The sequence below is a fragment of the Enterococcus sp. S183_ASV_20 genome, assembly GCF_018919685.1.
Taxonomy (GTDB): domain Bacteria; phylum Bacillota; class Bacilli; order Lactobacillales; family Enterococcaceae; genus Enterococcus; species Enterococcus faecalis.
Map to the genome: position 1 here is coordinate 1 of NZ_JAHLRI010000015.1, position 20,892 is coordinate 20,892.

The following is a 20,892-nucleotide window of genomic DNA, read 5'->3' on the forward strand; positions in this document are numbered from 1 at the left end:
GAACACAGAAGTTAAGCTTCTTAGCGCCGATTGTAGTGAAGGGTTTCCCTTTGTGAGAGTAGGACGTCGCCACGCGATTATTCCGGCATAGCTCAGTTGGTAGTAGCGCATGACTGTTAATCATGATGTCGTAGGTTCGAGTCCTACTGCCGGAGTTGAGCAAAAGCAAAAACCAACTTGGTTTTTGCTTTTTTTGTTTTATTCACTATTTTTTGATAAGCTTGAAGAAGGGACTTTAAAAACATTTATAAGATTAAAAGGATCCTACCGAAGAATGAATACATCAAATTTTAGCTATGGTATAATGTGTTTATTATAGTTAGTAAAGCAGAAAAGGAGGAGCGGGTTTGAAAATATTGTTATATTTTGAAGGTGAGAAAATCTTAGCCAAATCAGGTATTGGTCGAGCATTAGATCACCAGAAACGAGCGCTCTCTGAAGTTGGAATAGAATATACATTAGATGCTGATTGCAGTGACTATGATATATTGCATATTAATACATATGGCATAAATAGCCATCGTATGGTCAGAAAAGCACGTAAACTAGGAAAAAAAGTTATTTATCATGCCCATTCGACAGAAGAAGATTTTCGTAATTCCTTTATTGGGTCTAATCAACTGGCACCATTAGTAAAAAAATATCTTATCAGTTTGTATTCCAAAGCGGATCATTTAATTACACCAACACCGTATTCTAAAACATTGCTAGAAGGATATGGCATTAAAGTGCCTATTTCGGCGATCTCAAATGGTATTGATTTATCACGCTTTTATCCTTCAGAAGAAAAGGAACAAAAATTCCGAGAATATTTTAAAATAGATGAAGAGAAAAAAGTAATTATTTGTGTGGGATTATTTTTTGAACGCAAAGGAATCACTGATTTTATTGAAGTTGCACGACAATTACCAGAGTATCAATTTATTTGGTTTGGTGATACACCAATGTATTCTATCCCAAAAAATATCCGACAATTAGTTAAAGAAGATCATCCAGAAAATGTTATTTTCCCAGGTTATATTAAAGGAGATGTCATCGAAGGGGCCTATGCGGCAGCGAATCTCTTCTTTTTCCCTTCTCGTGAAGAAACGGAAGGAATTGTTGTTTTAGAAGCATTAGCTAGTCAGCAACAAGTTTTAGTGCGTGATATTCCAGTTTATCAAGGCTGGCTAGTAGCTAATGAAAATTGTTATATGGGTCATTCTATTGAAGAATTTAAAAAATATATTGAAGGCTTATTAGAAGGGAAAATACCTAGCACTAGAGAAGCAGGCTATCAAGTAGCAGAGCAAAGAAGTATCAAGCAAATTGGTTACGAGTTAAAAGAAGTCTACGAAACAGTCTTATCTTAACAAATATTGAAGGCAGTTATTGTTAGATGAAATGGAGGTAATGAGAGTGAAAATTGGTTTTTTTACTGATACGTATTTCCCGCAAGTGAGTGGGGTAGCGACTTCTATTAAGACCTTAAAAGATGAATTAGAAAAGCACGGCCATGAAGTGTATATTTTTACGACAACCGATCCTAACGCGACTGATTTTGAAGAAGATGTCATACGAATGCCTAGTGTGCCATTCGTATCTTTTAAAGATCGCCGAGTAGTGGTTCGCGGCATGTGGTACGCCTATTTAATTGCCAAAGAATTGGAATTAGATTTAATTCATACACATACTGAATTTGGTGCGGGTATTTTAGGGAAAATGGTTGGGAAAAAAATGAAAATTCCTGTCATCCATACGTATCATACGATGTATGAAGATTACTTACATTATATTGCTAAAGGAAAAGTTGTCCGTCCATCACATGTTAAATTCTTTTCAAGAGTGTTTACAAATCATACGACAGGTGTTGTTTGTCCCAGTGAACGTGTAATTGAAAAATTACGGGATTATGGAGTGACCGCACCAATGAGAATTATTCCAACAGGGATCGAAATTGATAAGTTTTTACGTCCCGATATTACTGAAGAAATGATCGCTGGAATGCGTCAACAACTAGGTATTGAAGAGCAACAGATTATGTTGTTATCGTTAAGTCGAATTTCTTATGAAAAAAATATTCAAGCAATTATTCAAGGATTACCACAAATTATTGAAAAATTACCACAAACTCGTTTAGTAATAGTTGGAAATGGTCCCTATCTAGAGGATTTAAAAGAATTAGCAGAAGAACTAGAAGTCAGTGAATACGTTCAATTTACGGGTGAAGTGCCAAATGAAGAAGTCGCCATTTATTATAAAGCTGCTGACTATTTTGTCAGCGCCTCAACGTCGGAAACACAAGGCTTAACTTATACAGAAGCGATGGCTGCTGGCGTTCAATGTGTTGCAGAAGGGAACGCCTATTTAAATAATTTATTTGATCATGAAAGCTTAGGCAAAACTTTTAAGACAGACAGTGATTTTGCCCCAACATTGATTGACTATATACAAGCAAATATTAAAATGGACCAAACTATTTTAGATGAAAAATTATTTGAAATTTCTTCTACTAACTTTGGCAACAAAATGATTGAATTTTATCAAGACACATTGATTTACTTTGATCAACTTCAAATGGAAAAAGAAAATGCGGACTCAATTAAAAAAATTAAAGTAAAATTTACATCTTTAAGAAAATAAACTGCAAAACTTTCCTCCTTCGTTTATACTGAAGGAGGAAAGTTTTTTATTTTAAGAACGGAGGAAGCTACTATGTCTAAAATCGGCTTTATTGGAACAGGTGTCATGGGAAAATCAATTATTCGTAACATGATGAAAAACAATTTATCTGTCAATGTTTACAATCGAACAAAAAGTAAAACAGATGATTTAGTTGCTGAAGGAGCAGTTTGGTATGATACGCCAAAAGCAATTGCGGAAGCGAGTGATATCATTTTTACAATGGTTGGCTTTCCTTCAGATGTTGAAGGCGTGTATTTTAATGAAACAGGGATTTTTCAAGCAGATCTTACAGGTAAAATAGTAGTAGATTTAACCACAAGTACGCCGACCTTGGCTGAAAAGATTGCCAAAAAAGCAGCAGAAGTGGGTGCTCATGCGTTGGATGCGCCAGTTTCTGGTGGTGACTTAGGTGCTAAAAATGGTACTTTAACAATTATGGTTGGTGGCGATCAAGAAAGTTATGATACCGTCTTACCAATTTTCAAAACATTTGGTAAAACGTTTATGCTACACGGCTCAGCTGGAAAAGGGCAACATACTAAGATGGCGAATCAGTTAATGATTGCAGGCACAATGACCGGTTTGACTGAAATGCTCGTTTATGCAAATGCGACAGGATTAACTTTAGAAAAAGTTCTGGAAACAGTCGGTGGTGGTAGTGCTGCGAACTGGTCATTAAGTAATTATGGACCGCGTATTTTAAAAGAAGATTATACGCCAGGCTTTTTTGTTAAACATTTTATCAAAGATTTAAAGATTGCGTTAGATGAAGCAAAAAAACTTGACCTTCCATTGCCAGCGACGCAAAAAGCGACAGAATTATATGAAAGCCTTGCAGATAAAGGGTTTGAAAATGATGGCACACAGGCCTTAATTAAGCTTTGGTGGACAGATGGCAAGCAACCAACGAATAAAAATTAAAGAACAACAAAAAAATCAAAAAAAATGACGAAAAATCATGCAAGTTAGGCAATGTTTTGTTACAATGGTACAGAACTAGTTTGCAAAAGGAGGCCCACTGATGAAACATTCACAACTTGTGGCGATTATTAAGAGACTGGAAGCAATGATCGAAGCAGCAGATAATGAAGTACAAGTACGCCGCTTTGAACGTGAAGGCGTAGAGAAATGTATTGTAAGTTTTGATAAATCAACAGAAACATTTGAATTAACAGAATCTGATACGCACCAAAGCTATCAATTCGATAACATCGATATTGTAGCAATGGAAATTTACGACTTAATTCAATAATTAATCGTCCTACATTTTAATAAGGGAGTGGAGTAGAAGCACCAAAGCTTCTGGTTCACTCTCTTCTCGTATTATCCAGTCAAGTTGTAGCAATAGCTTAGTGGGAGTTTAAGAATTATATAACAAAAATCACTGGCACTTCTCAATCAGGGGAGTGCCAGTGATGCTTTTTAGTTGCACTTCTTTCCTTTTTCTGTGAAAATGGTTTGGGTATCAAAGTAATTGATCCTTTTTTTAAAAGCCTCGTCCCTTGAAAATGCGCCTTTTTTGAAATATTTGAAGAATATTTCATTAAAAATATAGAAAATTCTCTTGCATTCTTTGCTTATTTACGATATAGTTTGAACATCAAATGTTTTGATAATCAAAGTATATGGATGGTGCACAGAATGGAACCTAATTTAGAAACAGTCAACGATTACTTAGTCAGTGTCTTTAATGACATCTTAACGATTGAAGAATCTGAATTGAAAAAATCACAATTTAATGATTTATCCATTACGGAGATGCACACAATCGAAGCAATTGGTATGTACAAGAAAAAAACGTCTTCAGAAGTAGCCAAGGAACTGTCAATTACCGTCGGAACACTTACTGTAGCGATTAACAACTTAGTTAAAAAAGGCTATGTTGAACGTTTGCGTAGTGAAGATGATCGACGTGTAGTAAAGCTTGGCTTAACTAAAAAAGGAAAATTACTTTTTAGAGTCCATCAGCATTTTCATCGTGAAATGGTTAAAAACATTTTGAAAGGCATGGAGCAAGAAGAAGAACAAGCGCTGTTAAGAGCACTAAAAAATCTTCATGATTTCTTGCAAGAATACAAATAAAAAGTGAGGATCCCCATGAAGAATTATGCACGAATTAGTTGTACAAGCCGTTATGTTCCAGAGAATTGTGTCACGAATCACCAACTGAGTGAAATGATGGATACCTCTGATGAATGGATACATTCGCGAACAGGCATTAGTGAACGTCGCATCGTTACGCAAGAAAATACGTCTGATTTATGTCATCAAGTCGCAAAACAGTTATTGGAAAAATCTGGAAAGCAAGCAAGTGAGATTGACTTTATTTTAGTTGCAACAGTGACACCAGATTTCAATATGCCTTCTGTTTCTTGCCAAGTGCAAGGCGCAATTGGCGCCACTGAGGCTTTTGCTTTTGACATCAGTGCAGCGTGTTCTGGTTTTGTCTATGCCTTAAGCATGGCAGAAAAACTAGTCTTAAGTGGTCGTTATCAAACAGGTCTAGTAATTGGTGGCGAAACATTTTCCAAAATGTTGGATTGGACCGATCGCTCCACAGCGGTGCTTTTCGGTGATGGGGCTGCCGGCGTCTTGATTGAAGCGGCTGAGACACCGCATTTTCTAAATGAAAAATTACAAGCAGATGGACAACGGTGGGCGGCTTTAACGTCAGGCTACACGATCAACGAAAGTCCTTTTTATCAGGGGCATGAGCAGGCTAGTAAGACGCTACAGATGGAAGGACGTAGTATTTTTGATTTTGCGATTAAAGATGTTTCACAAAATATTTTATCCCTCGTGACGGACGAAACCGTGGATTATCTTCTACTACATCAAGCAAATGTGCGCATTATCGATAAAATTGCACGTAAGACGAAGATTTCCCGCGAGAAGTTTTTAACGAATATGGATAAATATGGCAATACCTCAGCTGCTAGCATTCCTATTTTGTTGGATGATGCAGTTGAAAATGGGACCTTAATTTTAGGTTCCCAACAACGCGTGGTGCTAACAGGATTTGGCGGCGGCTTAACATGGGGCTCACTGCTCCTAACGCTGTAAAAAACTGTTCACATATAAATGAAGAAAATGACTATTTTGGAGGAATATACACATGGTATTTGAAAAAATTCAAGCAATTATCGTAGAAGAATTAGGAAAAGATGCTGAAGAGGTACAATTAACTACAAACATTCAAGAAGAATTAGATGCGGATAGCTTAGATTTATTCCAAATCATTAACGAAATCGAAGATGAATTTGATGTGAAAATCGAAACAGAAGATGGCATCCAAACCGTTCAAGATTTAGTAACATATGTAGAAAAACAACAAGCAAACTAATACATGAAAATAGGGGGCTGGGACATTTAATTGCTAAATGACCCAGTCCCTAAAAAAACAAGTAAATAAGCCGGAAAAATCCTTTTTTACTTGAATGAAGTGTACTTATCTTAGAACTAAAGGACGTATAAAATCAATGAATCAACAGTTATGTGAGTTGCTTGGAATCAATTATCCCATTTTTCAAGGCGGTATGGCTTGGGTAGCCGATGCTTCATTAGCAAGTGCCGTGTCAAACGCTGGTGGATTAGGGATTATTGCTGGCGGCAATGCTCCAAAAGAAGTCGTAAAAAAAGAAATTAAAAAAGTTAAAGAATTAACGGAGCAACCCTTTGGTGTCAATATCATGTTACTTTCACCTTTTGCCGATGAAATTGTCGATTTGGTTTGTGAAGAACAGGTTCCTGTCGTAACGACAGGTGCAGGCAATCCAGCCAAATACATGGCTCGTTTTAAAGAACATAACATTAAAGTAATCCCAGTAGTTCCTTCAGTTGCTTTAGCAAAAAGAATGGAAAAAATTGGAGCCGATGCTGTCATTTTTGAAGGGATGGAAGCTGGTGGACATATTGGCAAGTTAACCACTATGAGTGGCTTACCGCAAATCGTTGACGCTGTGTCAATTCCTGTGATTGCAGCAGGTGGGATTGGTGATGGTCGTGGTATGGCTGCTGCCTTTATGTTAGGTGCTGAAGCAGTCCAGTTAGGCACACGTTTTTTAATTGCCAAAGAATGCAACGTTCATCCAGATTATAAACAGAAAGTTTTAAAGGCACGTGATTTAGATGCAGTAATTACCTGCCAACATTTTGGCCATCCAGTGCGTACTTTAAAAAATAAATTAACTGCTCAATATAATCAATTAGAAAAGCAAGAACTTCAAAAAGAAGTACCTGATTTAGAAATGTTTGAAAAGATTGGTCAAGGCGCTTTGCGCAAAGCTGTCGTTGACGGGGATATGGATTACGGTTCCGTCATGGCGGGACAAATTGCCGGGTTAATAAAAAAAGAAGAAACAGCCCAAGAAATCATTGATTCACTCATGTCTGAATGCAAAGCGATTGTACATAAGATGAATCAGCGTTGGGGCTAAGTGAATAATTTTAACAAAAAATGAGGTGTCGTATGAAAACAGCGATTTTATTTAGTGGACAAGGAGCCCAGTATCAAGGGATGGGTGAAGAATTATATCACCAAGAAGCGATTGTTCGGGAAACTTTCGATGAAGCAAGTCATATCTTAGGTTATGAGATGGCAGAACTTTGTTTTACTGAAAATGAACGTTTAAATGAAACAGAATATACGCAACCTGCTATTTTAACAGTCAGTGTCGCATTTTACCGTCTTTTGCAACAAAAAGGACTAACGCCTGATGTCGTAGCGGGTTTAAGCTTAGGGGAATATAGCGCTTTGGTTGCCAGCGGGGCTTTGCGTTTTTCAGAAGCAGTGGCCTTGGTCCAAAAGCGCGGTCAGTACATGACAGAAGCAGCACCACAAGGAACTGGCAAAATGGTTGCTGTCATGAATGCTGAGCGTGAAGTAATTGAAAAAGCCTGTCAAGAAGCCAGTGCTTTCGGAATTGTGGCTCCAGCAAATTATAATACACCACAACAAATCGTGATTGGTGGTGAGGTTGCTGCTGTTGATCAAGCGATGACACTTCTCAAAGAAGCTGGTGTGAAGCGAATGATTCCGTTAAATGTGAGTGGTCCTTTCCATACGGCGCTGTTACAACCAGCATCAAAAAAATTGGCTCAGGATTTAGCAAAATTGAACTTTCAAACGATGCAAATTCCTGTCATTAGTAATACGACTGCCGAAATTATGCCCCAAGAGGCAATTCAAGCGTTATTGGAAAAGCAAGTCATGTCTGCGGTACGTTTTGAAGACAGTATCGAAACGATGAAGGCTATGAACGTGGGAACGATGATTGAAGTTGGTCCAGGGAAAACATTAACTGGTTTTGTTAAAAAAATTGACAAAACAATTGAAATGCACCGTGTGGAAGATGTTGCAACATTAACAGAAACGTTAACAGCACTTACTGGGAGGTAAAAAATGGAATTAACAGGGAAAAACGTATTTATTACTGGAAGCACTCGTGGGATTGGCAAAGCAGTTGCGTTGGCTTTTGCGAAAGAGGGCGCCAATATTGTTTTAAACGGTCGGAGTGAGATTACGCCAGAACAACGACAAGAAATTGAAGCCTTTGGGGTAAAATGTATTGGCCTTTCTGGAGATATTTCCGATTTTGATGCAGCAGGTGAGATGATTCAAGCAACCGTTGACCAATTAGGCTCGATTGATATTCTGGTGAATAACGCTGGGATTACGAATGATAAATTATTATTACGAATGACAAAAGAGGATTTTAATGCCTGTTTAGATATTAACTTGGTAGGAACTTTTAACATGACCCAACAAGCGGTTAAACGTATGATGAAACAACGAAGTGGTCGGATTATTAATATGGCTAGCGTTTCCGGTTTAATGGGAAATGTTGGTCAAGCAAACTACGCTGCGAGTAAAGCCGGTGTCGTTGGTTTTACTAAATCAGTGGCACGAGAAGTTGCGCCGCGCGGTATTACCTGCAATGCGATTGCACCAGGGTTTATCCAAACAGAAATGACGGATGTTTTATCAGAAAAAGTTAAAACACAAATGAATGCACAAATTCCCTTACAAACGTTTGGGCAAGTCGAAGATGTCGCAGCTACAGCGATATTCTTAGCTAAAAGTCCCTATATTACTGGGCAAGTCGTGAATGTTGATGGCGGCTTAGTCATGCACGGATAAACGAAAGGAGTCAAAAGGATGAATCGAGTAGTTATTACCGGTTACGGTGTCACCTCGCCGATTGGCAATGAACCTGAGACTTTTTTAGAAAGTTTGAAAACAGGGAAAAATGGTATCGGACCGATTAGTAAATTTGATGTTAGTGAAACAGGTGTCACCTTAGCAGCTGAAGTGAAAGACTTTCCAATGGAAAAATGTTTTGTTAAAAAAGATGGAAAACGCATGGATAAGTTTTCGTTATTTGGCATTTATGCGGCCTTAGAAGCAATGGCTATGAGTGGCTTGGATACCAGTCAACTAGATGTGGATCGGTTTGGCGTCATGGTGGGTTCCGGGATTGGTGGTTTGGAAACAATTCAAAATCAAGTAATTCGGATGCACGACAAAGGACCTGAACGTGTGGCACCGTTATTTATTCCAATGGCGATTGGAAACATGGTGGCGGGAAATATTGCTTTACGTGTTGGTGCCAAAGGAATTTGTACTTCAACAGTGACAGCTTGTGCTAGTGCAACTCATTCAATTGGGGAAGCGTTCCGCAATATCAAACATGGCTACTCCGATGTCATTATTGCTGGTGGAGCAGAAGCGCCTATTACAGAAATCGGTATTTCAGGATTTGCTTCCTTGACCGCTTTAACAAAGGCGACTGACCCAGAAAAAGCCTCAATTCCCTTTGATAAAGAACGTAGTGGATTTGTGATGGGAGAAGGTGCGGGTGTCTTTATTTTAGAATCATTAGATCATGCTCTAGAACGAGGCGCAACTATTTTAGGTGAAGTGGTTGGCTATGGTGCTAATTGCGATGCCTATCATATGACATCACCAACACCAGATGGGAGCGGCGCAGCGAAAGCCATGGTACTAGCAATGGAAGAAGCTGGGATTTCTCCAGAAAAAATTGGCTATATTAACGCCCATGGAACAAGCACACAAGCCAATGACAGTGCAGAATCTAAAGCAATTGAATTGGCTTTAGGTGATGCCGCAAAAACGGCGTATGTAAGTAGTACGAAGAGTATGACGGGACATCTCTTAGGTGCCGCTGGTGGAATTGAAGGAATTGCTACCCTAAATGCTTTACAACATCAATTTATTCCGCCAACCATTAATGTGGAAAATCAAGATGAAGCAATTACGGTGAACGTTGTTTTAAACGAAAGCAAAGAGCATAAATTTGATTATGCTTTAAGTAACTCGCTAGGCTTTGGTGGCCACAATGCAGTTATTTGCTTAAAACGCTGGGAGGATTAACATGCAGTTAGAAGAAGTAAAAGCATTATTAACACAATTTGATCAATCAACTTTAACCGAATTTGATTTACGAGAAGGCTCGTTTGAATTATATATGAATAAAAATACAGTTTCTGGACGAAGTGCCGTAGAACCAGTGGCGCAACCACAAGAAACACCAGTAGCCGCTAGTGGTGTGTCAGTGCCTGTTGAAACAGTTTCTGTAGCTGAAGAAACGCCAACCAATACACCGACAGCCAATGAAAAGACAGAAGAAATTACGTCACCCATTGTAGGAATCGTTTATTTACAACCAGCACCAGATAAAGAGAACTTTGTCAAAGTAGGAGACACTGTTAAAACGGGTGACGTTGTGTGTATCGTTGAAGCGATGAAATTAATGAATGAAATTACGGCGACAGTTGACGGTGTGATTACGGAAGTGTTAGTCAACAATGAAGATGTGGTTGAATTTGGTCAGCCGCTATTCCGAGTTGCTAAAGGAGAATAAAACATGAAATTAACAATTACAGAAATTCAAGAAATTTTACCACATCGCTATCCCTTTTTATTATTAGATAGTGTTGAAGAAGTCATTCCTGGGGAACGCGTTGTAGCGAAAAAGAATGTAACGGTTAATGAGCAAGTTTTTCAAGGTCATTTTCCTGGGAATCCTGTTTTGCCAGGAGTTTTAATTATTGAATCGTTGGCTCAAGCAGGCGCCGTGGCATTACTTTCAATGCCTGAATTCAAAGGGAAAACGGCATACTTTGGTGGATTAGATAAAGCAAAATTTAGACAAAAGGTAACACCAGGCGACACATTAATTTTAGAGGTTGAACTTTTAAAAGTCCGCGCTTCTGCTGGAATGGGTAAAGGTGTGGCAAAAGTTAATGGAAAAAAAGTTGCCGAGGCTGAATTAACCTTTATGATTGGATAGGTGAAAAATGTTTTCGAAAGTATTAATCGCAAACCGCGGAGAAATCGCTGTTCGTATTATTCGTGCCTGTCGCGAATTAGGCGTTCAAACAGTTGCTGTTTACTCTGAAGCGGATCAAGAAGCGTTACACACACAGTTAGCAGATGAAGCCATTTGTATTGGACCGGCGAAAGCAACTGATTCTTATTTAAATGTTCAAGCTGTTTTAAGTGCAGCAATTGTTACCAATGCTGAAGCGATTCATCCAGGGTTTGGTTTCTTATCTGAAAATAGTCAATTTGCTTCAATGTGCGAAGAATGCAACATTACTTTTATCGGTCCTAAAGCAGAAACGATTGATGCAATGGGCAATAAAATAAACGCACGTCAACTGATGCAAAAAGCCAAAGTACCTGTTATTCCTGGGAGTGATGGCGTCATTGATTCTGTCGAAGAAGCGTTGACGATTGCTGAAGAAATTGGTTACCCAGTGATGTTAAAGGCAGCTGCTGGTGGTGGCGGAAAAGGAATCCGAAAAGTTCTTTCAAAAGAAGAGTTACCGAAACACTTTACTTCAGCGCAGCAAGAAGCCAAAGCCGCATTTGGTAATGATGATATGTATTTAGAAAAAATTATTTATCCAGCACGTCATATCGAAGTGCAAATTTTAGGTGATCAATATGGGCATGTGATTCACTTAGGAGAACGTGATTGCTCACTACAAAGAAATAATCAAAAAGTGTTAGAAGAATCACCATCGATTGCTATTTCTGAAGAAAAGCGTCAGATGTTAGGCGAAACGGCCGTTCGAGCGGCACAAGCTGTACATTATGAAAATGCCGGAACCATTGAATTTTTGATGGATCCAGCTGGCGACTTTTATTTCATGGAAATGAATACCCGCATCCAAGTCGAACATCCAGTTACGGAAATGGTAACAGGGATTGATTTAGTCAAAGCACAATTAGAAATTGCTTCAGGTGAACCTTTAGGCTATACCCAAGAGGATGTTATCATGACTGGGCATGCGATTGAGTGCCGAATTAACGCTGAAAATCCTGCCTTTAATTTTGCTCCTTCACCAGGTAAAATTCAAAATCTCTTGTTGCCTAGTGGTGGAATGGGCTTGCGTGTAGACAGCGCTATGTATTCAGGGTATTCAATTCCGCCTTATTATGATTCAATGATTGCGAAAGTCATCGTACATGGTGAAAATCGTTTTGATGCCTTGATGAAAATGCAAAGGGCTTTAAATGAAATTGTAACAGAAGGTATTATTACGAATGCCGAATTCCAATTGGATTTAATTACACATGACAATGTTTTGACAGGTGACTATGACACAAGCTTTTTACAAGAAACATTTCTACCAAATTGGGAGCCAGAAAGCAATCATTAAAGAAAGAACGCCGCAAGAGCTCTCTTGCTTGGAAAGATCAGTGATCTTTTGAAAGGAGCTGAGCTCTTGCCGCTAAAATACGAGGAGTAAGCAAATGGCATTATTTAAAAAGAAAAATTACATTCGCATTAATCCAAATCGTGCTGATGCAAATGATGCATCAAAGAAGCCTTCTGTTCCAGATAATATGTGGGCAAAATGCCCTTCTTGTAAGCGAACACTGTATACAAAAGAAATGGGTGCAGAAAAAATCTGTCCGCATTGTGGCTATAGTTTTCGGATTGGTGCATGGGAACGATTAGCGATAACCGTTGATGAAAAAAGTTTCCACAATTGGGACAGTGAATTAGTGACAAAAGATCCACTAAATTTTCCTGGTTATCTTGAAAAAATTGAAAAAATGCAAGAAAAAACTGGACTAGATGAAGCTGTCTTAACGGGAGAAGCAACAATTGAAGGACAAGCTGTTGCAATTGGAATCATGGATGCTAATTTTATCATGGGCAGTATGGGAACGATTGTTGGTGAAAAAATCACACGCTTGTTTGAGCGGGCGACAGAAAAGCATTTACCAGTGGTGATTTTCACTGCATCTGGTGGTGCCCGTATGCAAGAAGGAATTTTTTCATTGATGCAAATGGCGAAAATTTCGGCCGCTTTGCAACGGCATAACAAAGCAGGCTTGCTGTATCTTACGGTATTGACTGATCCAACGACTGGCGGTGTTACCGCAAGTTTTGCGATGGATGGCGATATTATTTTGGCAGAGCCTCAGAGTTTAATCGGTTTTGCTGGCCGCCGTGTAATTGAACAAACGATTCGTCAAGAGTTGCCAGATGATTTTCAAAAGGCCGAGTTTCTTTTAGAACATGGTTTTGTAGATCAGATTGTGCCAAGAAATCTTTTGCGTCAACGATTGAGCGACTTGTTACGTTTACATTCTTTGGAAGGGTGGCGCTAACATGGAAAAGAAAACAGCCAATGATGTTGTTACCTTGGCAAGAGCCCAAGATCGTTTGACAACTTTAGAATATATAGAAGCAATTTTTGAGGACTTTTTAGAATTTCATGGGGATCGTTACTTTGCCGATGATTTAGCTGTAGTCGGTGGTGTTGCTACTTTGCAAGGTAAACCAGTTACAGTGGTAGGTATCCAAAAAGGCCGAAATCTACCAGAAAATATTGAACGTAATTTTGGTTCACCTAATCCTGAAGGGTATCGCAAAGCGTTACGTTTAATGAAACAAGCGGAAAAATTTAATCGCCCAGTCATTACCTTTGTGAACACTGCTGGTGCCTATTGTGGGATTGGTGCCGAAGAGCGGGGAGAAGGGGAAGCCATTGCGCAAAACCTGTTAGAGATGTCTGATTTGAAAGTGCCAATCATTTCAGTCATCATTGGTGAGGGTGGCAGTGGCGGTGCTTTAGCTTTAGCAGTCGCAGATGAAGTTTGGATGTTGGAACACACGATTTATGCGGTTCTTTCGCCAGAAGGTTTCGCCTCTATTTTGTGGAAAGATGGCAGTCGTGCGAAAGAAGCAGCAGAATTGATGAAAATCACAGCGACAGAGCTGAAGGAATTAGCTATTGTAGATAAAGTAATTCCAGAAGTTATGAACGGTCAGCCTCTGAAACAAACAAAAATTAATCGGATGTTACAAAAAGCGTTCATTTCAAAATTAACTGAATTAGCTAAATTAGATACGGAAACGTTACTAGAAAAAAGATACCAACGTTTTCGCAAATATTAGAAGTTACTACTCATCAACGAACTTTTCAGGGGTTGATGGGTGGCTTTTTTTATTTTTTCTTTTATTTTACTTGTTCTTTTACAAGGAACGACCGTCCTTTATAGAAATTTTCAGTAAAATGCAGTATAATACAATAGGTAGAGACTGAAGCATAATTGTTTAGTTATGTTTCAGTCTCTTAAAATCGAAGAAACTACATAGTGTCAGTGAGAGGAGTCACGATGTTTTCAAAATATAAACCGACATGGATGATTGATGCGATTTATAAAATTACCCCCGCACAATTAAAAAAACTGGGGATTAAGGCAGTACTAACTGACTTAGATAATACGTTAATTGCTTGGAATAATCCCGATGGAACAGAAGAATTAAAAACTTGGTTATTAGAAATGAAAAATGCAGGAATTACTGTCCTCGTTGTTTCAAACAACAAAGACAGCCGGATTAAACGCGTTGTTGAAAAGTTTGACTTAGATTATGTAGCACGTGCCTTGAAACCAACCGCACGTGGCTTCAAATTAGCAGAAAAAAAATTAGGCTTGAAGCCTTCTGAAATGTTAATGGTCGGCGATCAGATTATGACAGATATTCGGGGAGCTAACGCAGCGGGTATACGCAATGTTTTAGTTCAACCGATTGTCGATACAGATGGCTGGAATACTAGAATCAATCGGTTCTTTGAACGGAAAATTATGAAATACTTATCAAAAAAACATCCAGAAATGACATGGAGAGGCGGATTAGAATGACAGAGGCAATTCATTGTATTGGCTGTGGTGCGATTATCCAAACGGAAAATCCTCATGAATTAGGCTATACACCAAAAACAGCTTTCGAAAAAGGAATGGAAACAGGGGAAGTTTATTGCCAACGTTGTTTTCGCTTAAGACATTATAATGACATTCAAGATGTCCAATTAACAGACGATGACTTTTTACGTTTATTGAATGGTTTAGGAACAGAAGATGCACTGATTGTGAACGTAGTGGATATTTTTGACTTTAATGGCTCTCTTATTCCAGGACTGCATCGTTTTATCGGAGATAATCCTGTGTTGTTAGTTGGCAATAAAGTGGATATTTTGCCTAAATCATTAAAAAAACCTAAAATGGTTCAATGGATGAGAGAACGGGCCCATGAAGCAGGATTACGCCCTGTTGATGTTTTACTAACAAGTGGCAAGAAACCACAAGAAATGCAAGAGTTATTAGATACGATCGAAAAATATCGTGAAGGCCGAGACGTTTATGTCGTAGGTGTGACCAATGTTGGAAAATCAACATTAATCAATCAAATCATTCAACAAACAGTGGGTGTTCAAGATGTGATTACGACATCACAATTTCCTGGAACAACGCTAGATAAAATTGAAATTCCATTAGACGATGGCCACTTCTTAATCGATACGCCCGGAATTATTCACCGTCATCAAATGGCACATTACCTAGGTAAAAAAGACTTGAAAATTATTGCACCGCAAAAAGAAATCAAACCGAAAGTTTACCAATTAAATGCTGAACAAACCTTGTTTTTAGGTGGCTTGGCTCGCTTTGATTATGTCCAAGGTGCTAAAAGTTCCTTCATTGCCTACGTTTCCAATGACTTAAATTTACACCGAACAAAAACAGCAACCGCCGATGCTTTTTATGAAAAACATGTTGGTGGCTTATTGCAGCCCCCACGTGCCGATGAAGTCGCTGAGTTTCCTGAATTAGTGCGCTTTGAATTTTCCGTGAAAGAAAAAACGGATATTGTGTTTGCTGGTCTAGGTTGGATTACTGTCACAGAACCTGGTGTAGTCGCTGGTTGGGCGCCTAAAGGTGTCGATGTTTTACGTAGAAAAGCATTAATTTAAATTTTAGAGAGAAGGCAAACAATTTGAAACTTAGAGGAAAACAAAAACGTTATTTACGTAGTCAGGCACATCATTTACAACCTATTTTTCAAGTAGGCAAAGGTGGTTTGAATGACGCAATGATTACACAAATTGATGAAGCGTTGGAAAAACGTGAATTGATTAAAATCACGTTATTACAAAATACAGATGAAGTAGCAGAAGAGGTTGCAGAAGAACTAACAGCAGCCATTCATTGCGATGTGGTACAAATTATTGGTCGCGTGTTGGTCTTATTCAAGCCATCAAGTAAAGAAAAATATCAAAAAATTTCAGCAGCAGTCAAAGAGATTTAATATTGGAGGGATGAACAATGGGAGAAAAAAGACAAGCGCGTCAAGGAGCGGACGTTCTCTTGCAAGAGGAACCGTTACGTTTTCAAACAAGAAAGCAAGTCGGCTTGTTAGGTGGTAATTTTAATCCCGTTCATTTAGCACATCTTGTCATGGCCGATCAAGTTCAAAATCAACTAGGTTTGGACAAAGTTTACTTAATGCCTACGTACTTACCACCACATGTAGACGAAAAGAAAACAATTAGCAGTGAACATCGGTTAGCGATGTTAGAACTAGCAGTGGCTGATAATCCCTGCTTAGATATTGAGCCAATTGAGTTAATTCGCAAAGGCAAAAGTTACACGTATGATACGATGAAAGCTTTAAAAGAAGCCAATCCAGATACTGATTATTATTTTATAATTGGTGGAGATATGGTGGAATACTTGCCCAAATGGCATCGGATTGATGAATTACTCCATTTAGTTCAATTTGTCGGCATTCGGCGTCCTAATTATCCAACGGAATCTACCTATCCAATTATTTGGGTCGATGTTCCGCAGATGGCGATTAGTTCCACTTTGATTAGACAAAAAGTCAAAAGTGGTTGCTCAACACGCTATCTTCTTCCAGAGAATGTGATAAACTATATTCAAGAGAAGGGACTGTATCAAGATGAGCTGGATAACAAATTATGATGCTGCACAACGTGAATTATTAATGCAAAAAGTTCAAATGCAAATGAGTGAACGTCGCTTTCGCCATGTGTTAGGAGTCGAGGAAACAGCTGTGGCCTTGGCAGCGAAATATGGTGCCGATGAAGCCAAAGCCAGTATTGCTGCTTTGACGCATGATTACGCCAAAGAACGTCCAAACGATGAATTCGAGTTGATTATTCGCCGAGATGGTTTTGATTTGGCTTTATTAAACTATGGCAATGAAATTTGGCATGGCTTAGTTGGGGCGGATATTGTTCAACGGGAATTAGCCATTGATGACGAAGAAATCTTGCAGGCAATTCGTGTGCATACAACTGGGGCTGCTAAGATGAGCTTGCTAGATAAAATTATTTATGTCGCAGATTACATTGAACCAGGACGTGATTTTCCAGGTGTGAAAGAAGCCCGTGAAATTGCCCTTGTTGACTTAGATGCAGCGGTTGCTTATGAAACGAAACATACCTTGTCACATTTGATTGAACAAGAACATAAAATTTATCCAAAAACGTTAGAGACCTACAATCAATGGGTCGTTAATCAAAAATAAAAGAAGAAAGAATTACTAGGAGGGAACTATCATAGATAGCCAGAAAATTTTAGAAATTGCTGTCAAAGCAGCAGATTCAAAACGAGCAGAAGAAATTGTCGCATTAGACGTAAGAGAGATTTCATTATTAGCAGATTATTTTTTAATTTGCCAAGCCAATAGTGAACGTCAAATCAATGCGATTGTTGATGAAATTAACGAACAAGAAGCCAAAAATCAAGTAGAAGTCAAGCGTGTGGAAGGTAAAGAAGGCGGAAAATGGATTTTAATCGATTTAGGCGATGTTATTGTCCACGTATTCCAATCTTCAGAACGTGCCTTTTACAACTTAGAAAAATTATGGTCAGATGCCCCAATGGTTGATCTAAGCGCTTGGGTCGACTAAAATGGCCTATGAAACGTTTGCTTTCGTCTATGACGAAGTGATGGACGAAAGCCTATACCAAAAATGGTTGGATTTTTCCAATCGTCATCTCCCACAGGGAACCCAACAAATTCTTGAAATGGCTTGTGGCACAGGCGCTTTAGCAGTTGATTTTGCGAAAAGTGGTTACGATGTGACGGCCTTAGACTTATCAGAAGAAATGTTGATGATTGCTAGTGAACGAGCCTTTGAAGAAGAAGTACCAGTTCAATTTGTTCAGGGAAATATGCTAGATTTATCTGAAGTGGGACAATACCAAGCCATCACTTGTTTTTCTGATTCACTGTGCTATATGGCTAATCGCCAAGAAGTACAACAAGTGTTCGATGAAGTTTATCAAGCGTTAGAAGAGGAAGGAACATTCATTTTTGATGTTCATTCTACTTACAAAATTGATTCAGTTTTTCCAGAATATAGCTATCATTATCAAACAGAAGAATTTGCTTTTCTATGGGATAGTTACGCTGGTGAAAAAGAACACAGCATCGAACATTTCTTAACATTTTTTGTGAAAGAACAGGAAACAGATGAGCACTTTGTTCGGTATGATGAATTGCATCAAGAACGAACCTATTCGTTAGATAACTATTTACGAATGTTAGAAAGTGCTGGTTTCATGAACGTCAAAGTTTATGCAGATTTTACAGATGAAGCACCAACTGAAACAAGTGAACGCTGGTTCTTTGTTTGTCAAAGAGATTAATAAGATTTGGCTTATGAGCTTGGGACAGCGCTTAAAAACGTTTGTCTCTTTGCTGATAAGTCCATTTTTTTATAACGGAGGTGGCTAGAATGAAAGCCTGTGGCATTATCGTGGAATATAATCCCTTTCATAATGGACATCGCTATCATGCCCAACAAGCTCGCCAACAAAGCGAAGCTGAAGTAGTGATTGCTATAATGAGTGGAAATTTTTTACAAAGAGGAGAACCAGCTTTACTAGATAAGTGGGCCAGAGCAGAAGAAGCTTTGCAAAATGGTGTGGATTTAGTCATTGAATTGCCGACAGCTTGGTCGGTACAGTCTGCGGATTACTTTGCCAAAGGCGGTATAAAGTTATTGCAGGCGTTGCAATGTGAGAGCTTATGTTTTGGAACAGATAGTACAAGCGCAATTGATTATGCGGCTTTCGGCCAGTTTGTCCAAGAAAATCAATCCTTAATTGATCAAACGTTCCACGCATTGACAGACAAACAATTGAGTTATCCACAAAAAATGACTGCTGTTTTTCGTCAAGTATATCCTGAAAGCAGGTTTGATTTTTCTTCGCCTAATCATATTTTGGGGATGAGTTATGCAAAGGAAAATGCCACGTATCCAACCCCGATGACGCTCTACCCAATTGCTAGAAAACAAGCGGGCTTTCATGATGCAACGATTTCTGGGAAAGTTGCTAGCGCCACGGCGATTAGGCAAAGTGTTTTTCAACAAGAAATAACGCAAGTGCTGCCAACGGTGCCTTCTATAACCGCACAACATTTACAAACACAGACAATGATTTCATGGGAAAATTATTGGCCCTTCCTAAAGTATAAAATTGTTCAATCCTCGTTAGAAGAGTTACAAGCCATTTACCAAATGACGGAAGGACTTGAATATCGACTAAAAGATCAAATCCAAGCAGCAGGTTCTTTTCACGAATTAATGGAACGTATGAAAACGAAGCGTTATACTTGGACAAGGTTGCAACGATTAGCAACTTATATATTGTTAAATATGACCAAAGAAGAAGTTGAAACTGTTTGGCAAAACAGTTATCTCCATGTGCTAGGATTTACGCCAAAGGGACAAGCTTATCTAAAAGAAACCAAAGCACAGATTCAATTGCCGGTAATTTCTAAAGTATCTAAAGAAAACCGCGCAATGCTTTCGTTAGATATTCGCGCCAATCAACTATACCAGATGGGAGATTCTTCTTTAAAAGAACAAAATTTTGGTCGGTTTCCCTTACGATTTTCGCCAGATACCTAAAAAATACTTAACAAAAATCAGTTTCCCCAGTATAATAAACAAGGGATAAGATACTAACAACAAATCAGAGAAAGCGAAGTGAGAATATGGGCCGTAAATGGGCAAATATTAAAGAGAAAAAAGCTGCCAAAGACGCAAACAATAGCCGTGTTTATGCAAAATTCGGGATTGAAATTTACGTAGCAGCGAAGTCAGGAGACCCTGATCCTCATGCAAACCAAAAATTACGGTTTGTAATCGAACGCGCCAAAACATACAATGTACCAAAACATATTATTGATCGCGCTATTGAAAAAGCAAAAGGTTCAGCAGATGAACAATATTCTGAATTACGCTATGAAGGATTTGGGCCAAATGGTTCAATGGTCATTGTTGATGCTTTAACAAACAACGTGAACCGAACAGCAGCAGATGTGCGGGCCGCATTTGGTAAAAACGGCGGAAACATGGGTGTCAGCGGTGCTGTTTCCTACATGTTTGATAATACAGGTATCATTGGCTTTGCTGGTGACGATGCGGATGAAATTTTAGAATACTTAATGGAAAAAGACATTGATGTTCGCGATGTTGTTGAAGAAGACGGTCAAATTATCGTTTACACAGAACCAGAAGATTTCCACCATGCACAAGAAGCGTTAAAAGAAAAAGGCATTGAAGAATTCACGGTTACTGAGTTAGAAATGGTTCCACAAAACGAAGTAACATTAGAAGGCGACGATTTAGCGAACTTTGAAAAAATGTTAGATGTTTTAGAAGATTTAGAAGATGTTCAAAAAGTCCATCATAATGTAGATTTACCTGAATAACCCATTTGTTCGTTTGTTTTAAGATTTAGAAAGTGAGCCATCGGTCATTTTGACTGATGGCTCACTTTTTTTCATATAATACATAGAAAAAAGAAAGTTGATTGATAGGTCCATGTGACACAAAGCATTCAATGACAGGTTCAATTTTTGT

At 38.6% G+C, this 20,892-nt stretch carries 25 protein-coding genes and 1 tRNA gene; all 26 read left to right on the forward strand.

What is annotated here, in order from left to right; all coding sequences use genetic code 11:
• The first annotated feature begins 81 nt into the window (after window positions 1–81).
• Window positions 82–155: transfer RNA gene (locus KQI94_RS07165), tRNA-Asn, on the forward strand.
• Between the two features lie 192 nt (window positions 156–347).
• Window positions 348–1,352 (forward strand): cell wall glycolipid biosynthesis glucosyltransferase BgsA, encoded by a 1,005-nt coding sequence (gene bgsA, locus KQI94_RS07170; protein ID WP_002368752.1) that lies wholly within the window; start codon window positions 348–350, stop codon window positions 1,350–1,352.
• A 46-nt stretch (window positions 1,353–1,398) separates the two neighbouring features.
• Window positions 1,399–2,622, forward strand: a complete 1,224-nt coding sequence (gene bgsB, locus KQI94_RS07175) for a cell wall glycolipid biosynthesis glucosyltransferase BgsB (RefSeq protein WP_002389260.1) — start codon at window positions 1,399–1,401, stop codon at window positions 2,620–2,622.
• Window positions 2,623–2,694: 72 nt separating this feature from the next.
• Window positions 2,695–3,585, forward strand: a complete 891-nt coding sequence (locus tag KQI94_RS07180) for an NAD(P)-dependent oxidoreductase (protein WP_002356274.1) — start codon at window positions 2,695–2,697, stop codon at window positions 3,583–3,585.
• A 100-nt stretch (window positions 3,586–3,685) separates the two neighbouring features.
• Window positions 3,686–3,916: a YkuJ family protein gene (locus tag KQI94_RS07185; protein ID WP_002379802.1), complete on the forward strand. Its 231-nt coding sequence runs from the start codon at window positions 3,686–3,688 to the stop codon at window positions 3,914–3,916.
• Between the two features lie 389 nt (window positions 3,917–4,305).
• Window positions 4,306–4,746 carry a MarR family winged helix-turn-helix transcriptional regulator gene (locus KQI94_RS07190; RefSeq protein ID WP_002362455.1) on the forward strand — a complete coding sequence of 147 codons (441 nt, stop codon included), beginning with the start codon at window positions 4,306–4,308 and terminating at the stop codon, window positions 4,744–4,746.
• Window positions 4,747–4,761: 15 nt separating this feature from the next.
• Entirely contained in the window at window positions 4,762–5,727 is a 966-nt protein-coding gene (locus tag KQI94_RS07195; RefSeq protein ID WP_002368755.1) for a beta-ketoacyl-ACP synthase III, read from the forward strand.
• A gap of 52 nt (window positions 5,728–5,779) precedes the next feature.
• Entirely contained in the window at window positions 5,780–6,007 is a 228-nt protein-coding gene (locus tag KQI94_RS07200) for an acyl carrier protein (RefSeq protein ID WP_002356278.1), read from the forward strand.
• A 136-nt stretch (window positions 6,008–6,143) separates the two neighbouring features.
• Window positions 6,144–7,100, forward strand: a complete 957-nt coding sequence (gene fabK, locus KQI94_RS07205; RefSeq protein WP_002356279.1) for an enoyl-[acyl-carrier-protein] reductase FabK — start codon at window positions 6,144–6,146, stop codon at window positions 7,098–7,100.
• Between the two features lie 32 nt (window positions 7,101–7,132).
• Window positions 7,133–8,062, forward strand: coding sequence for an ACP S-malonyltransferase (gene fabD / locus KQI94_RS07210; RefSeq protein ID WP_002356280.1), 930 nt, complete (start codon window positions 7,133–7,135; stop codon window positions 8,060–8,062).
• Between the two features lie 3 nt (window positions 8,063–8,065).
• Window positions 8,066–8,803, forward strand: a complete 738-nt coding sequence (gene fabG, locus KQI94_RS07215; protein ID WP_002356283.1) for a 3-oxoacyl-[acyl-carrier-protein] reductase — start codon at window positions 8,066–8,068, stop codon at window positions 8,801–8,803.
• 18 nt (window positions 8,804–8,821) lie between these two features.
• Window positions 8,822–10,057: a beta-ketoacyl-ACP synthase II gene (gene fabF / locus KQI94_RS07220; protein ID WP_216454349.1), complete on the forward strand. Its 1,236-nt coding sequence runs from the start codon at window positions 8,822–8,824 to the stop codon at window positions 10,055–10,057.
• A 1-nt stretch (window position 10,058) separates the two neighbouring features.
• Complete coding sequence (accB, locus tag KQI94_RS07225; protein WP_002368761.1) at window positions 10,059–10,547, forward strand: acetyl-CoA carboxylase biotin carboxyl carrier protein; 489 nt, start codon at window positions 10,059–10,061, stop codon at window positions 10,545–10,547.
• Between the two features lie 3 nt (window positions 10,548–10,550).
• Window positions 10,551–10,976, forward strand: a complete 426-nt coding sequence (gene fabZ / locus KQI94_RS07230; RefSeq protein ID WP_002356286.1) for a 3-hydroxyacyl-ACP dehydratase FabZ — start codon at window positions 10,551–10,553, stop codon at window positions 10,974–10,976.
• Window positions 10,977–10,983: 7 nt separating this feature from the next.
• Complete coding sequence (locus tag KQI94_RS07235; RefSeq protein ID WP_002359385.1) at window positions 10,984–12,354, forward strand: acetyl-CoA carboxylase biotin carboxylase subunit; 1,371 nt, start codon at window positions 10,984–10,986, stop codon at window positions 12,352–12,354.
• Window positions 12,355–12,448: 94 nt separating this feature from the next.
• The gene (accD, locus tag KQI94_RS07240; protein ID WP_002356293.1) at window positions 12,449–13,315 is read left to right on the forward strand and encodes an acetyl-CoA carboxylase, carboxyltransferase subunit beta; all 867 of its coding nucleotides are present in this window, start codon (window positions 12,449–12,451) and stop codon (window positions 13,313–13,315) included.
• A gap of 1 nt (window position 13,316) precedes the next feature.
• Window positions 13,317–14,105, forward strand: coding sequence for an acetyl-CoA carboxylase carboxyl transferase subunit alpha (locus KQI94_RS07245; protein ID WP_002368763.1), 789 nt, complete (start codon window positions 13,317–13,319; stop codon window positions 14,103–14,105).
• A gap of 221 nt (window positions 14,106–14,326) precedes the next feature.
• Window positions 14,327–14,854: a YqeG family HAD IIIA-type phosphatase gene (locus KQI94_RS07250; protein ID WP_002356296.1), complete on the forward strand. Its 528-nt coding sequence runs from the start codon at window positions 14,327–14,329 to the stop codon at window positions 14,852–14,854.
• Window positions 14,851–15,960 carry a ribosome biogenesis GTPase YqeH gene (yqeH, locus tag KQI94_RS07255; protein WP_002381381.1) on the forward strand — a complete coding sequence of 370 codons (1,110 nt, stop codon included), beginning with the start codon at window positions 14,851–14,853 and terminating at the stop codon, window positions 15,958–15,960. Before KQI94_RS07250 ends, yqeH begins: the two co-directional genes overlap by 4 nt.
• Window positions 15,961–15,983: 23 nt before the next feature.
• The gene (yhbY, locus tag KQI94_RS07260) at window positions 15,984–16,295 is read left to right on the forward strand and encodes a ribosome assembly RNA-binding protein YhbY (protein WP_002356298.1); all 312 of its coding nucleotides are present in this window, start codon (window positions 15,984–15,986) and stop codon (window positions 16,293–16,295) included.
• Between the two features lie 17 nt (window positions 16,296–16,312).
• Entirely contained in the window at window positions 16,313–16,972 is a 660-nt protein-coding gene (locus KQI94_RS07265) for a nicotinate-nucleotide adenylyltransferase (protein WP_002368765.1), read from the forward strand.
• Window positions 16,950–17,540 carry a bis(5'-nucleosyl)-tetraphosphatase (symmetrical) YqeK gene (yqeK, locus tag KQI94_RS07270; protein ID WP_002368767.1) on the forward strand — a complete coding sequence of 197 codons (591 nt, stop codon included), beginning with the start codon at window positions 16,950–16,952 and terminating at the stop codon, window positions 17,538–17,540. The genes KQI94_RS07265 and yqeK overlap by 23 nt, the downstream gene beginning before the upstream one ends.
• Window positions 17,541–17,586: 46 nt before the next feature.
• Window positions 17,587–17,925: a ribosome silencing factor gene (rsfS, locus tag KQI94_RS07275; RefSeq protein WP_033072556.1), complete on the forward strand. Its 339-nt coding sequence runs from the start codon at window positions 17,587–17,589 to the stop codon at window positions 17,923–17,925.
• 1 nt (window position 17,926) lies between these two features.
• Window positions 17,927–18,667, forward strand: coding sequence for a class I SAM-dependent methyltransferase (locus KQI94_RS07280; protein WP_002356302.1), 741 nt, complete (start codon window positions 17,927–17,929; stop codon window positions 18,665–18,667).
• 80 nt (window positions 18,668–18,747) lie between these two features.
• Window positions 18,748–19,935 carry a nucleotidyltransferase gene (locus KQI94_RS07285; RefSeq protein ID WP_002368768.1) on the forward strand — a complete coding sequence of 396 codons (1,188 nt, stop codon included), beginning with the start codon at window positions 18,748–18,750 and terminating at the stop codon, window positions 19,933–19,935.
• Window positions 19,936–20,021: 86 nt separating this feature from the next.
• Window positions 20,022–20,741 (forward strand): YebC/PmpR family DNA-binding transcriptional regulator, encoded by a 720-nt coding sequence (locus KQI94_RS07290; protein WP_002356305.1) that lies wholly within the window; start codon window positions 20,022–20,024, stop codon window positions 20,739–20,741.
• The last annotated feature ends 151 nt before the right edge of the window (window positions 20,742–20,892 follow it).